Annotated in this window: 13 protein-coding genes and 1 tRNA gene; 13 read left to right on the plus strand and 1 reads right to left on the minus strand. The window is 61.7% G+C overall.

Going from position 1 to position 12,359, the window contains the following annotated elements:
• Positions 1 to 90 precede the first annotated feature (90 nt).
• The 13 genes from NZ746_05985 to rplI all read left to right on the plus strand — a co-directional run bounded on the left by NZ746_05985 (position 91) and on the right by rplI (position 9,094).
• Positions 91 to 606: a hypothetical protein gene (locus tag NZ746_05985; GenBank protein MCS6816914.1), complete on the plus strand. Its 516-nt coding sequence runs from the start codon at positions 91 to 93 to the stop codon at positions 604 to 606.
• 129 nt (positions 607 to 735) lie between these two features.
• Complete coding sequence (locus NZ746_05990; protein ID MCS6816915.1) at positions 736 to 1,341, plus strand: type II secretion system protein GspG; 606 nt, start codon at positions 736 to 738, stop codon at positions 1,339 to 1,341.
• A gap of 12 nt (positions 1,342 to 1,353) precedes the next feature.
• Positions 1,354 to 1,827: a hypothetical protein gene (locus NZ746_05995; protein ID MCS6816916.1), complete on the plus strand. Its 474-nt coding sequence runs from the start codon at positions 1,354 to 1,356 to the stop codon at positions 1,825 to 1,827.
• Positions 1,828 to 1,837: 10 nt separating this feature from the next.
• A complete protein-coding gene (locus NZ746_06000) occupies positions 1,838 to 3,862 on the plus strand; it encodes a tetratricopeptide repeat protein (GenBank protein ID MCS6816917.1) in 2,025 nt (674 codons plus the stop codon).
• A gap of 38 nt (positions 3,863 to 3,900) precedes the next feature.
• Positions 3,901 to 4,419 (plus strand): CAP domain-containing protein, encoded by a 519-nt coding sequence (locus tag NZ746_06005; GenBank protein ID MCS6816918.1) that lies wholly within the window; start codon positions 3,901 to 3,903, stop codon positions 4,417 to 4,419.
• The gene (gene ispE / locus NZ746_06010; protein ID MCS6816919.1) at positions 4,419 to 5,366 is read left to right on the plus strand and encodes a 4-(cytidine 5'-diphospho)-2-C-methyl-D-erythritol kinase; all 948 of its coding nucleotides are present in this window, start codon (positions 4,419 to 4,421) and stop codon (positions 5,364 to 5,366) included. Before NZ746_06005 ends, ispE begins: the two co-directional genes overlap by 1 nt.
• Positions 5,367 to 5,401: 35 nt before the next feature.
• Positions 5,402 to 5,476, plus strand: a tRNA-Gln gene (locus NZ746_06015).
• 103 nt (positions 5,477 to 5,579) lie between these two features.
• Positions 5,580 to 6,518, plus strand: a complete 939-nt coding sequence (locus NZ746_06020) for a ribose-phosphate pyrophosphokinase (GenBank protein ID MCS6816920.1) — start codon at positions 5,580 to 5,582, stop codon at positions 6,516 to 6,518.
• A gap of 28 nt (positions 6,519 to 6,546) precedes the next feature.
• Entirely contained in the window at positions 6,547 to 7,188 is a 642-nt protein-coding gene (locus tag NZ746_06025) for a 50S ribosomal protein L25/general stress protein Ctc (protein MCS6816921.1), read from the plus strand.
• Positions 7,185 to 7,796, plus strand: a complete 612-nt coding sequence (gene pth / locus NZ746_06030; GenBank protein ID MCS6816922.1) for an aminoacyl-tRNA hydrolase — start codon at positions 7,185 to 7,187, stop codon at positions 7,794 to 7,796. Before NZ746_06025 ends, pth begins: the two co-directional genes overlap by 4 nt.
• 73 nt (positions 7,797 to 7,869) lie before the next feature.
• A complete protein-coding gene (rpsF, locus tag NZ746_06035) occupies positions 7,870 to 8,292 on the plus strand; it encodes a 30S ribosomal protein S6 (protein MCS6816923.1) in 423 nt (140 codons plus the stop codon).
• Between the two features lie 32 nt (positions 8,293 to 8,324).
• Positions 8,325 to 8,588 carry a 30S ribosomal protein S18 gene (gene rpsR, locus NZ746_06040; protein ID MCS6816924.1) on the plus strand — a complete coding sequence of 88 codons (264 nt, stop codon included), beginning with the start codon at positions 8,325 to 8,327 and terminating at the stop codon, positions 8,586 to 8,588.
• 35 nt (positions 8,589 to 8,623) lie between these two features.
• Complete coding sequence (gene rplI, locus NZ746_06045) at positions 8,624 to 9,094, plus strand: 50S ribosomal protein L9 (GenBank protein MCS6816925.1); 471 nt, start codon at positions 8,624 to 8,626, stop codon at positions 9,092 to 9,094.
• 106 nt (positions 9,095 to 9,200) lie between these two features.
• Here rplI and NZ746_06050 read toward each other — a convergent pair whose 3' ends face one another.
• The gene (locus tag NZ746_06050) at positions 9,201 to 12,197 is read right to left on the minus strand and encodes a TonB-dependent receptor (GenBank protein MCS6816926.1); all 2,997 of its coding nucleotides are present in this window, start codon (positions 12,195 to 12,197) and stop codon (positions 9,201 to 9,203) included.
• Positions 12,198 to 12,359 lie beyond the last annotated feature (162 nt).

Below are 12,359 nucleotides of genomic sequence, written 5' to 3' on the forward strand. Positions count from 1 at the left end.
GGCATCGAGCGTCGGCAAGAGGGGCAAGTAATGGCACGGCGAGCGCGGCCGCTTGCGTGGCATCGGGAGTGACTTTTATGATCAAGGGCGATGGAGCCGGATGTCTCCTCCAAACGAAGCTTCGGGCGCGTGCGCGAGCGAGCGCAGGCGATCGAACGCGAGATCGAGGAAGAATTCCCGGAGTGGCCCCGTTGGAAGCAGCGCGCGCGGCGGTGGGGGATGATTGGTCTCGTGCTCGTCCTGATGGGGATCGCATTCGGTGAGCTTCTCGATTGGCTCGAGCGCCGAGAGGAGATACGACGCCAGCGAGAGCGTGGGCGGGTCATCCAACTCATCAGTCCGGTGAGCGAAGTGCGCGAGGAGATCATCGAGTTCGTCTGGCGGCCGTCACCGCTTGTTGATCGCTATGTCGTCGAGGTGAGCGATGTGAGCTATCGGCTGATTTGGCGGAGTCCGCCAGTGAAAGAGGTCGAGCTGCGACTGCCCGAGGCCGTGCGTCGGCAATTGCATCGCGGCGAACGTTATCTCTGGCAGGTGCGGGGCTTCGATGCGAGCGAGAACGAGGTGGCCAGCTCACCATTTGAGGAGATTCTCATCGTGCGATGAGGCGTGTCAGCGGACGATCCATCACGGCCGCGTTCTCCGATCGGTTCGCCAGTAGATAAAGAGGCATTCCCTCTGGTACCATTTCCCTCTTGAGTGAACGGCGTCTGGTGCGCTCGAGGGGAAGGGGATATGTGGAAGAAAGGCGGCGTGGCTCTAGCGCTTGTTGGAGCGTTCCTGATGGGCGCGTGGGCGCGCGGGGAGCTTTCGCCTGGCGAAGCGCGCCGCTTAATCGCGACGGTCGGGGGGATTCAACTCCCCAAGGAAAACGTGCACGTTCGTCGGATTGATCGCCTAGGCGGGCGCGATGCCGTCGTCGAAGCGTTTGTCCTGACGGCCTTCAAATTCACGCGGCGGGACAACGAGTGGGAGGTCACCGAAGTGCGCGTCGGCGATCGGCAATGGGAGAGCGTTGAGCTGGTGACGACGGCTGTGCGCGCGGAGAAGACGCGACGCACGATCGCCGACTTGCGCGAGGTGGCGGCCGCCGTCGAGGCCTTCCGCAAGGAGCGCGGCTTTTACCCCTCGGTCGCCGATTTCGTCGCCCTCGTGGATCAGCTCACGCCGACCTATCTCAAGCGGGTGATTCGCGAGGATTGGTGGCACCGCCCGTTCCTCTACGCGGTCACGGCGAGAGGCTATCGGTTGGAATCCCTCGGGCCGGATGGCAAACCGGGCACGGGCGATGAGATCATCCTGGAGAACGGAGAACTCGTCGCGCCGCGTCCCGTATTGTGAGGGGAGCAAGGAATGGACGAGCGGACGTCTTTCGAGATGCGCCATCGGCTTGCGGTGTTTCTGCATCTGGCCATGGTGTCCAGTGGGCTCGTCGCGTTTTTGGTGAGTTATCTCTTCAGCCAGACGATGGGCGTTTCGATCGCCTCGGCCGCTGAGCATAGGGCGCTCCGGCAAGCGCTCTATGGCGCCGCCTTCGTCATGAGCATTGGGGTGATCGTGCTGCGTCGTTGGCTGTTCGGCATCGGGCGCGTAGGGCGCGTGGCGCAGCGACACGGGATCGTGGGCGTCATCGAGCATCTGCTGAAGTCGACGATCATCTTGGGGGCGATCAGCGAATCGGTGGTACTTGTGGGGTTCGTGTTGAGCATGCTCACGCGCGTGTTCGAAGACATGTGGCGCTTGGGAGGGATCGGCATGGTCCTCCTGCTGTACACGTACCCCTGGCGCTCGATGTGGGCTCGCGCCATCGAGCGCGCACAGCCATAGGGAGGCGAAGATGCGCGAAGTCGGAAAACGAGCGCGGATTCTCATAAGCACATTCGGCGTTTTGCTTCTGCTGGGAAACGAAGCGCCAGCGGGAGCACCGGTGATTCTCCAAAGGAGGCCGGAGGCATCGGCGGAACGACGCGAGGAGCCCAAACGCAAGCCGCGGGTCGAAGCATTGTTGATCTATGGCGAAGCGATGCGAGCGGCCATGCGGGGCGATTATATTCGCGCCCTGGAGTTGTTTCGGAAAGTGGCTGCGCTCGATCCCACAGCTCCTCAGCCGCACGTCGCCATGGCGGAGCTGTATTATCAGCTTCGGAATTTCGCCCAGGCGCAACGCGAGGCGGAAGCGGCGTTGAAGCTCGATCCGAAGGAGATCGGCGCGCACCGTATTTTGGGACGCCTCCTTCGCGAAGAAGCGCTCACGGCGCGGGATCGGGAGAAAGCCCGTCGCGCGATCGAGGCCTTCCGGAAGGTCGTGGTCGAGGACGATTTGGACGTCGAAGCGTGGCAATCGCTCGCGCAACTCTATGCGTTTTTGGAAGACACGGATGGGTTGAAGGAGGCTCTCGAGCGATGGACCGGGAGTGATCCGACGGCTGACGAAGCATTCTACCGATTGGCGTTGATCTATTTCGATCGGCGGCAGTATCGGCAAGCTGCCGAGAATGCGGCGCGCGCGCTAATGAATCAGCCGGAATCTGAGTACGCCATCTTGCTGGCGAAATCGCTCCTCTATCAGGGGCACACGACCGAGGCGCTTCAGGCGTATCGCGAGGCGCTCGAGCGCGACCCGAGCAATAGTGAGCTGCGAATCAACTATGCCGAGGCCCTCATCTTCTCCGGGAAGTACGACGAGGCCATCGAGATCCTGCGGCGCATTCTGACCGAACAGCCGCGGAACTTAGAGGCTTTGCGCTTGACGGCGCAAGCCCATCGCCGCGCGGGGCGTCGCGCCGAGGCCATCCAGACGTTGAAGAACGCGCTCAGGGAGAGCCCTCCGGGTGAGGGGCTGAACGTGCGCTTTGTGCTCGCGCAGACATACGAGGAGATCGGGCAGGTGGATGAGGCGATTGCGACTTACGAGGAGATCCTCAAGGCCTTGCTCGCCCCCGATGGGACAGCGCCCGAGCGCCATCGCGAGGCTATCGAGATGGTGCTGACAAACATGGCGCTCGCCTATCGGCAGGCGGGACGACGCGAGGATGCTTTTCGCGTGTTCGAGCGCATGCGGCGCGTATTGGGGGAGAAGAATCCGCGAGCGGACCTCTTGATCGTGGACACCTTCCGCGAGGAGCGGAATTTCGAGGCTATGCTCGCGCATGCGCAGGAGGCGGCCGCGCGATATCCCGAGGAGCGTCGCTTTCGACTCCTGCAGGCACAAGCCCTCGGACGCTTGGGGCGCGTGGACGAAGCGCTGCGGCTACTCGATGGCTTGCTCACCGGACTCAGCGAGGACATCGAAGTGCTCTCGATGAAAGCCCTCGTGCTCAGCGATGCCGAACGCTACGCGGAAGCCGAGGCCGTGGTGCGGGAGGCTCTGCAGCGCGATCCCCGCAATAATGGGTTGCTCATCCAATTGAGCCTGATTCAGGAGCGATTGGGGCGCTTCGCCGAAGCCGAGGCGACGCTGCGGCAGGTGCTCGAACGCGATGCCGATAATGCGACGGCCCTCAACAACCTCGGCTATTACTTGGCGGAGCGAGGGGAACGGTTGGAGGAAGCCCTGGAGCTGATCCGTCGTGCGGTGAACATTGAGCCGAATAACGGTGCGTTCTTGGACAGCCTCGGGTGGGTTTACTTCCAGATGGGGAATCTGGACGAAGCCGAACGGTATCTCGAGCAAGCCGTGCTCTATCAACCGCGCGATGCCACGATCCACGAGCATCTGGGAGATCTCCATCAGCGTCGGGGCCGGCTCGAGCAAGCGCTTCAGGCCTACGAGCGCGCGCTGCAGTTGGCGACCGAGTCGCGCGAGCGCGAGCGCATCCATCAGAAGTTGGAGAAACTGCGCCAAGCGATGGGACGGAAATAAGATGCCCTGAAATGCCGCCATCTGGGTCAGGAGAGCCGATGAGACGGAGCCGCATCAACAGCCTCACGCTGGGCGTGGCCCTCATCAGCTTGACTCTCCTCGCGCATCCGCGGGCCAGGAGTGAGGGCGTCGGAGTGCCGCACGATTTCGTTCGATTCTCTCCGGCGCAACTGGAGATGTGGATCTTCGAAGGGGTGAATCGAGAGCGCGCGCTGCGCCGTCTTCCTCTTCTTGAGTGGGATGCGCGGTTGGCCGAGGCCGCGCGTCGGCATAGCGAGGATATGGCGGCGCGCCGATTCTTCGGGCACATCACGCCCGAGGGGGAAGATCTCAGCATGCGCGTGCGGCAGATAGGCCTGACCCGTTACCGCGCGGTGGCGGAAAATATCGCCCTCAACTTCGACCCCATCTATCCCGTGGGCACGACGATCCATCAGTGGATGGTGAGTCCGTGGCATCGACGAAACCTCCTCGGACCGTTCCGATCTACGGGCGTCGGCGTGGCCATCGCGGCGACCGGAGCACACTACGTCACGCAAATTTTCCTGGATCCGTGATGCGCCTGAGCGTTCCCGCTTTCGCGAAGATCAACTGGATGCTGGAAGTGCTGGATCTGCGCCCAGATGGGTATCACGAGATTCGCACGGTGCTGCAGACGATTGCGCTCGCGGACGTGCTCCATTTCGAGTGGATGGAAGACGGGATCGAAGTCGCATGCACACATCCGCAGGTCCCGAAGGGACCGGAGAATCTCGTCTTTCGGGCAGCCGAACGGTTACGCAGCGCGAAAGGCGTGAAGGTGGGAGCGCGAATTCGGATCGAGAAGCGCATTCCCGTCGCCGCAGGACTTGGGGGAGGCAGCAGCAATGCCGCCGTTGCGCTCTTGGCGCTGGCGCGACTCTGGGAGATCCCGCTCGGGCCCGAGGAGCTGCTCGGTCTGGGACGAGAGCTTGGTGCCGATGTCCCCTTCTTCTTCATCGGTGGGACGGCATTAGGAATCGGGCGTGGAGATGAGGTTTATCCGCTCCCGGATGTGCGAGCAGAGGTGTTGGTGCTCGCCAATCCCGGCTTCGCCCTCTCAACGTCTTGGGCTTATGGGCAATTGACAAAGCGAGCTGCCCCGGGTAACATTTCGGTTTGCTCAAGGGCTTGGCATCGCGCTGTGCGGGCATGGCCTGCGATTGGACCGGGTGAGGGGGGTGAGGCGACGCGGCCCCTCACTGCGATCGTCGCAGGAAATGACTTCGAGGCGGTTGTGCGGGAGCGATACCCGGAGCTGACGCGCGGGCTCGAGCGGTTGCGAGAGTGCGGGGCGCTCGCCGTCGGGCTCTCGGGAAGCGGACCAACGATCTTCGGGGTCTTTGAAAGCGAGCGCGAAGCCGAGCAGGCGGAAGCTGCTTTCGCGACGCTCGGTTGGTGGTGGGCGCGAACGCGGACGGTGGATCGGTCCGAATATTGGGCGCGCCTTACAGCCGGCCTTTCGGGCGAAGCGAACGGCCCTTGAGAGATCTCACTGCGGTTTCGGATGATTGGCGATGCTGGAGGGTGGTGAAACTGGCATCACACCGGCCTTTGGAGCCGGGTTTGAAGGTTCGAGTCCTTCCCCTCCAGCCATTCCCCTCCCGAAGGCTCAGCGCTCACGATGTGTGCCCCCGCGAGGCTGGAAGCACTGCCATCGCGGCGGTGAAGGACTCTCAGCAGGGCGAGGGCGAAACGGATGAACGGGATGAAGATTTTCTCCGGGAACTCGAACCGAGCCTTAGCCGAAGAGATCTGTCAATACCTGAAGGTCCCTTTGGGGAATGCGTTCCTCGGACGCTTCAGCGATGGCGAGATCCAGTTTCAGATCCTGGAGAATGTGCGTGGCGCCGATGTCTTCGTCATCCAATCCACCTGTCCTCCGGTGGATTCCAATCTAATGGAGCTGCTCATCATGCTGGACGCCTTTCGGCGCGCGTCGGCGCAGCGGATCACGGCCGTGATCCCATACTTCGGCTACGCGCGGCAGGACCGCAAGGACAAACCGCGCGTGCCCATCTCAGCCAAACTCGTGGCCGATTTGCTGACGACAGCGGGGGCCTCGCGCATCTTGACGATGGATCTGCACGCGGGCCAGATCCAAGGATTCTTCAGTATTCCGGTGGATCACCTCTTCGCCGCTCCGGTGCTGGTCGAGTATTTCCGCCGAAAGGGAATTCCGGATTTGGTCGTCGTCTCTCCGGATGCCGGGGGAGTCGAGCGCGCGCGCGCCTATGCGAAACGCTTGGACGCGGAATTGGCCATCATTGACAAACGGCGGGAACGAGCCAACGTGGCTGAGGTCCTCCACATCATCGGAGAGGTCAAGGGGCGCACGGCGCTCATCGTGGATGACATGATTGATACGGCGGGCACGTTGACGGAGGTGACCGAAGCGCTGTTGGAGGGGGGGGCTCGCGAGGTCTATGCGTGCTGTACGCACGCCATCTTCTCTGGACCAGCCATCGAGCGGATCGAGCGCGCGCCGCTGCGGGAAGTCGTCGTGACCAATACGATTCCGCTCTCCCCGCGCGGCCAACAGGTCTCGAAGATCACCTACTTGAGTGTCGCTCCCCTCTTGGGCGAAGCGATCCGCTCGATTCACGAGGAGACCTCCGTCAGCCGATTGTTCATCTAGAGTGTGTCGCCAGGGGAGGAGGGCGTCTATGAGTCTTTTGGACGTGACCGTGTCAGCCAACATTCGGACGCGCTTGGGCAAAGGAGGAGCGCGGCAGTTGCGCCGCGCCGGGAAAATTCCGGCGATCCTCTATGGAGGCGCGGAGCCGCCGGTCCCGATCGCTGTGGAGAAAGCGCGAGTGCTGGAGATCTTCCGAAAGTATGGGCACACGAGCATCTTCACGCTCGCCGTGGATGGGAACACGGTGCCAGTGATCATCAAGGATTGGCAATTAGACCCCATCACGGGCGTGCTCCTGCATGTGGATTTCCTGCGCGTGGATCTCGGCAAGCCCACCCGCGTGAAAGTCCCCGTCGAGCTCGTCGGTGAGGCCGTCGGCGTCCGACAGGGTGGATTGCTCGATTTCGCGACGCATGAATTGGAGATCGAGTGCTTACCGACGGAGATCCCCGCGCGTCTGCAGGTGGACGTGAGCGCGTTGGAGATCGGGGATCACATCGCTGTGAAAGACCTGCAGCTTGGCGACCGGGTTCGCGTCCTCGATGATCCGGAACGCGTGATCGTGAGCGTGCTCGCGCCACGGGTGATCGCAGAAGAGGCTGCGCCGACGATGCCGGTCGAACCCGAGGTCATCAAGAAGGGGAAAGCCGAAGAGGAGGAAGAAGCGTGAAGTTGATCGTGGGGCTCGGCAACCCCGGCCATGCCTATGCCCGCACGCGGCATAACCTGGGGTTTCGCGTGGTGGATCGTTTGGCGGAAATCCTCGGCGCGTCCATCGAGCGGCAGGAAGCCCATGCGCTCATCGGAGCTGCCCAAGCAGAGGGCGTCTCCCTTCTGCTGGCCAAGCCACAAACGTACATGAACCGGAGCGGGCATGCGGTCGGGGAATTGGTGCGACGATATGAGATCCCCTTGGAGGACCTCTTGGTCGTGCTCGATGATTTGGATCTCCCATTGGGGACGATCCGAATTCGCCGCAAGGGGAGCGCCGGTGGCCATCGCGGATTGCTCTCGGTGATCGAAGCGCTCACCAGCACTGCATTCCCGCGATTGCGGCTAGGGATTCGACCGCACGCCCCGATCGCCGACACGGTCGCATTCGTCCTCTCCCCATTCGAGCCCGACGAGGAGCCGATCGTGGAGGCTATGATCGAGCGCGCAGCCGCGGCCGCATTGCTCTGGGTGCGCGAAGGAATCGAGAAAGCGATGGCTGAATTCAATGCGCGAAAGTCGGCGCTCGCGGAACCATCGCCGGTCGCCGGCTGCCCTGAAGTTTAAGGGAATGTGACTCCTCGCTTCGCCGAATGGCGAGGCTGTTCGGGAAGTCGCGAACATCCGTGAGGAGGAGGACATGAGAAAATACGAACTTCTCTTCATCGCTCGTCCGACGTTGTCCGATCAAGAGACGGCGGCCCTCACCGAGCAGGTGAAGGGACACATTGAGAATTTGGGAGCGACTGTCACCAACGTTCAACCCCTAGGGCGTCGTCAACTCGCGTATGAGATCGATCACGTGCGCGAGGGGACATATGTGCTCATGCATTTCGAGGGGCGGGGAACGGAGGTGGCGGAATTGGATCGCCGCCTGCGCGTCTCGGACGCCGTTCTGCGTCACCTCATCATTCGGATTGATGATGAGCTGCGGCGGAAGGAGCGGATGAAACGCCGCCGACAACGAAAGGCCGCACGTCGAGCGCAGGCCGCAGCATCGCGGCAAGCGCGCGAGCAGAAATCCGGGACGCGGAACAAAAGCGGAGAAGAGGCGAAATCGTGAGCTCGTAGCCCCACGGAGGGAGGTGACTGAAGATGGCTGAGAATGTGAGTGTCGCGCCGACGATGAGCGGGATGACTCCGCAGCGAGTCCGCCGTCGTCGCGAATGCCGATTCTGTCGGGAGAAGGTGGATTGGATTGATTACAAGGACGTCGAGACGTTGAAGGCCTTCATCCCCGAGCGAGGGAAAATCATGCCGCGCCGCCTCTCCGGCGTATGTGCTCCGCATCAGCGCATGTTGACGCGCGCGATCAAACGGGCGCGTAACATCGCACTCTTGCCATATGTGACGGATTGAGCCGCGGAGGCCTCGGGCGCAAGGGGGGATTGCCTATGGCGACGGTCGAAGTCTTACTACGGGAAGACGTGGAGCATTTGGGACGAAGGGGACAGATCGTGCGCGTGAAGGCCGGCTATGCGCGGAATTATCTCCTGCCGCGCGGGTTGGCCGTGCTCGCCACAGCGGCGAACATAAAGGCGGTCGAGCAGGAGAAACGGCTCCTTGAGCGTCGGGAAATGCGGGAGCGAACGCAGGCCGAAGCTGTGGCCGAACGGCTCAAGGAGTTGGTCCTCACATTCCCGCGCAAGGTTGGGGATCAGGATATGCTCTTTGGATCCGTCACCGCGATGGACATCGCCGCGGCGTTGGCCGAGCGGGGGATTGATGTGGATCGGCGCAAGATCCTCATCGAACACCCGATCAAGTACCTGGGCGAGTACACAATCCCCGTGAAGCTCCATCGCGAGGTGACGGCCGAAATTCGGATTCAAGTCGTTCGCGAAGAAGGCGAATCTCAGGGATGACCCTCTCCCTCATCCTGGCGGGCTTGGCAAGTGGCTCGCGCGTGAGAGAAGAGAGGGTCTCGACCTGAGGCGTGCCGCCGAGACCCTCTTCCCCTCTTCGTCAGCTTCAAAACACGATCTTCACCGCGAGTTGCAGGATTCGAGGGTCGAACGTCTCCGTCGGCGTGCCGAAGTCAGTGCGGCGCACGAGCTTCCCCGCGTTGGGCCCACTTGTGGCGAGCGTGTACATGATGGCGTTCACGCTCGGCAAGGCCCCGCCCAAGGTGATCGTCCGAAAGTTCGTCCGATTGAGGATGTTGAACCCTTCGAAGATGAAGTGAAGTTTCGCCTTCTCTCCTAAAGCGATCTCGCGGGTCAGGCGCGGATCGAGACTGACGAAGTTGAATCCGCGGAATGTGTTGCGCCCGAATCCCGGCACGCGATCCGTCCGCGCATTGGTGTCATTGTTGAGATCGGTCCCGACCAGGGCCGAGTAAGCGGGAGCGGATTGTGCCGTCAAAATCCCGCTCACGGACCATCCTCCGAGGATCGCGCGCGCCACACGATTCTGCAGATTCCGCGCATAGGCGAGGTCCCAGATCCAACTGAGGACGAGGCGTTGGGGAATGTCCGTGTAGCTGATCCCTCGATCATCGCGGAGGTTGAAGGGATCTTGCACCTGCTTGGCGTCATCGCCACTGCTGAAGGCGACGACGGAGGTCGCATCCGGCGTATCGTCAATCGCTTTGGAGATCGTGTACGAGAGGAGGAATTGGACGTTGTGCGAGAATCGTTTGTGGACCTGAAAGGCCGCGCCGTGATAGATCGAATTCGCCGTGCTCTCGAAGAGGCTGATGCGGACGAACTGAGGGAGCAGGCGTCCGGGGAAGCGACGGTACGTCCGGATGCCTTCTCCGACGATCTCGATCTGAGCGAGCACGGGAGGGAGCAGATTGATGTTGCGCGTGCGCTGCAAATGCGTTCCCTTCACAGCGAGATAATTCGCCGAGATCGAGAGATTGGGCGCCAGCTCGTATTCCACCCCTAGGCTTCCTTGCTGGACATAGGGATTCACGTAATCCGGGGCGAAGACGAAGATGCTCGGTGGGGAGGGAACGCCTCCAGTTGGAGGCCGATCGAAGCGTTGCGGGTACGTCGGCACGAGATCGCCCGTGAACGTGAGCACGCGCACGTTGATCGCGTTCTGGGAGTGAGCCTGAGCCGCCATGATCGAAGGCGTTCGCGCATAAAAGATGCCGTAGCCGCCTCGGATCACCAGCCGATGGCTGGCCAACGGACTCCAAGCGAATCCGAACCTCGGCGCGAAGTTGTTCTTGTCGAGATTGATGCGGTCGGTCCGAAGGCCGAGCGCGGCCAGCCCCGGATCGGGATTTCGCGTCGGGGGATCGGCGATGTTCTGGAGGTCGTAGCGAAGCCCGAGATTGAGCGTGAGGCGCGGCGTCACGCGCCAATCGTCTTGGAAGAATCCGGCGAATTCGCTGTTGTGAGGAAATGTCAGGGGACCTGTCGTGCCCTCACCAGCGAAGGCCTGCACGTAGCGCGAGGGGCGTCCCGTGGCGAATTGCGCCAGGCTGTCGAAGAAATACTGCCCACCGAATTGGCCGGGGAAGAAGTTCTTGATGCGGTCAATGTTGATGTCCACGCCGAACTTCAGCCCATGACGCCCGATCAAGGCCGAGAGGTTATTGACGAGTTGATACCGGCGGATCGTCGTCTCGCGCGGGCTGAAGAAATTTCGACCGATCGTCAGCACGACGCGTCCGCGCTCGCGGATCTCCGCTTCGGGCTTATCGCTGTTGGCTTTCCCGGGTTGTTTGTCGCGGGCGAATTGGAAGCGAAATTCATTCAGCCATCGCGTCGTGAGCGTCGAGCTGAGCGAGAGGGTGAGTGTGTCGGTCCAGACCAGACTATCCCCCGTATGTTCGAGAGCGCTCGTCTGCCCGGGATTCTCCAGGTTTCCACCAGTGAAGCGTTGGGCATTATATCGTCCGCTCAGGCGATGTGCGGGAGAGATCTGCCAATCCCCCTTCCCCATGAAAACGTCTTGATCGAACGTCCGATTGTAGCTCTGGGCCAAGGCCAGGAGGGATTGAAAGGCGCGTTGTGAGTCCGGATCTGAGGGAGGGACGAATCCCGGCCCGCCCGGAATGACAACGTTGGGGAGCTTCTGGCGCTGTCCGTCATAGAGGAAGAAGAAGAACGCCTTATCGCGAACGATGGGGCCGCCGACATTACCGCCGAATTGGTTGATGTGAAACGGAGGCTTGGGCAAACGGCGGGCGTTGCTGAAGAAGTCGTTGGCATTGAGCGCCTTATCCCGATAGTACCAGAAGGCCGTGCCGTGAAATTCATTCGTGCCCGATTTCGTCACGACGTTGATGACGGCTCCTCCAGCGCGACCGAATTCCGCGGAATAACTGTTCGTGTTGACCTGGAACTCTTTGACGGCGTCAATGCTGAACTGATATGGGGCGCGCCCGGACCCCGTGCGGCCGAGCGTCTGGCCGAAGAACGTGTTGTTATTGTCCACGCCGTCAATTTGTAAGCTGTTGAGCGGCCCTCGCAATCCGCCGAAACTGAGATCTCCAGCGCGATGATCGCGCGTGACCCCAGGCGTCAGGAGGATGAAATCGAGGAAGTTACGACCTTGTGCCGGTAAGTTCGCCACCGCTCGATCGTTGACCGAAGCCGCGACATGCGTGCGCGTGACTTCCACCATCGGGGGTTCGGCCGTCACGGTCACGACCTCCGCGAGCGCTGCGGCTTGAAGCGTGAGGTCGAGCGTCAGCGTTTGTCCGACCATCAATCGGATCCCGCTGCGCTTGAGCGTCGCGAAACCTGGCGCTTCCGCGATCAGCTCGTACTCGCCGACGGGCAGAAGCGAGAGGTAGTAGTAGCCCACCTCATTAGTCATCGTCGCGCGTTCAAATCCCGTGTTCACATTCCGCACGGTGACCTTCGCATTTGGGATCACCGCTCCCGTTTGGTCGGTGATGGTCCCTTTGAGGATCGCATCGGAGGCTTGGGCGAAAACCGCCCCCGCGAATCCTCCGAAGAGAAGAATCCAGAGGATGAAGCTTTGCGGGAATCGCGCTCGGCTCATAAGAACGCCTCCATTTTGGATTTCAGCCTTCGTTCGAGTTCAATTTGTAAGCGGGAATATGCCATCTCCTCCGTCGCTTGTCAAGCGAACGCTGCGCCCCGGCTGAACTCGCGGAAGGCTCGTGCGCGGGGTTCCGCGTCGGATTCCTCAAGAGGCAGCGCG

The sequence above is a fragment of the Blastocatellia bacterium genome, from assembly GCA_025055075.1.
Classification (GTDB): Bacteria; Acidobacteriota; Blastocatellia; order HR10; family HR10; genus HR10.

What these genes read in the sequence shown, in the direction of transcription:
- rplI (MCS6816925.1), top strand. Translation starts at nt 8,624, where the DNA reads ATGGCGACGGTCGAAGTCTTACTACGGGAAGACGTGGAGCATTTGGGA.
- NZ746_06005 (MCS6816918.1), top strand. Translation starts at nt 3,901, where the DNA reads ATGAGACGGAGCCGCATCAACAGCCTCACGCTGGGCGTGGCCCTCATC.
- NZ746_05985 (MCS6816914.1), top strand. Translation starts at nt 91, where the DNA reads ATGGAGCCGGATGTCTCCTCCAAACGAAGCTTCGGGCGCGTGCGCGAG.
- NZ746_06020 (MCS6816920.1), top strand. Translation starts at nt 5,580, where the DNA reads ATGAACGGGATGAAGATTTTCTCCGGGAACTCGAACCGAGCCTTAGCC.
- ispE (MCS6816919.1), top strand. Translation starts at nt 4,419, where the DNA reads ATGCGCCTGAGCGTTCCCGCTTTCGCGAAGATCAACTGGATGCTGGAA.
- NZ746_06025 (MCS6816921.1), top strand. Translation starts at nt 6,547, where the DNA reads ATGAGTCTTTTGGACGTGACCGTGTCAGCCAACATTCGGACGCGCTTG.
- rpsF (MCS6816923.1), top strand. Translation starts at nt 7,870, where the DNA reads ATGAGAAAATACGAACTTCTCTTCATCGCTCGTCCGACGTTGTCCGAT.
- NZ746_05995 (MCS6816916.1), top strand. Translation starts at nt 1,354, where the DNA reads ATGGACGAGCGGACGTCTTTCGAGATGCGCCATCGGCTTGCGGTGTTT.
- NZ746_05990 (MCS6816915.1), top strand. Translation starts at nt 736, where the DNA reads ATGTGGAAGAAAGGCGGCGTGGCTCTAGCGCTTGTTGGAGCGTTCCTG.
- NZ746_06000 (MCS6816917.1), top strand. Translation starts at nt 1,838, where the DNA reads ATGCGCGAAGTCGGAAAACGAGCGCGGATTCTCATAAGCACATTCGGC.
- NZ746_06050 (MCS6816926.1), bottom strand. Translation starts at nt 12,197, where the DNA reads ATGAGCCGAGCGCGATTCCCGCAAAGCTTCATCCTCTGGATTCTTCTC.
- rpsR (MCS6816924.1), top strand. Translation starts at nt 8,325, where the DNA reads ATGGCTGAGAATGTGAGTGTCGCGCCGACGATGAGCGGGATGACTCCG.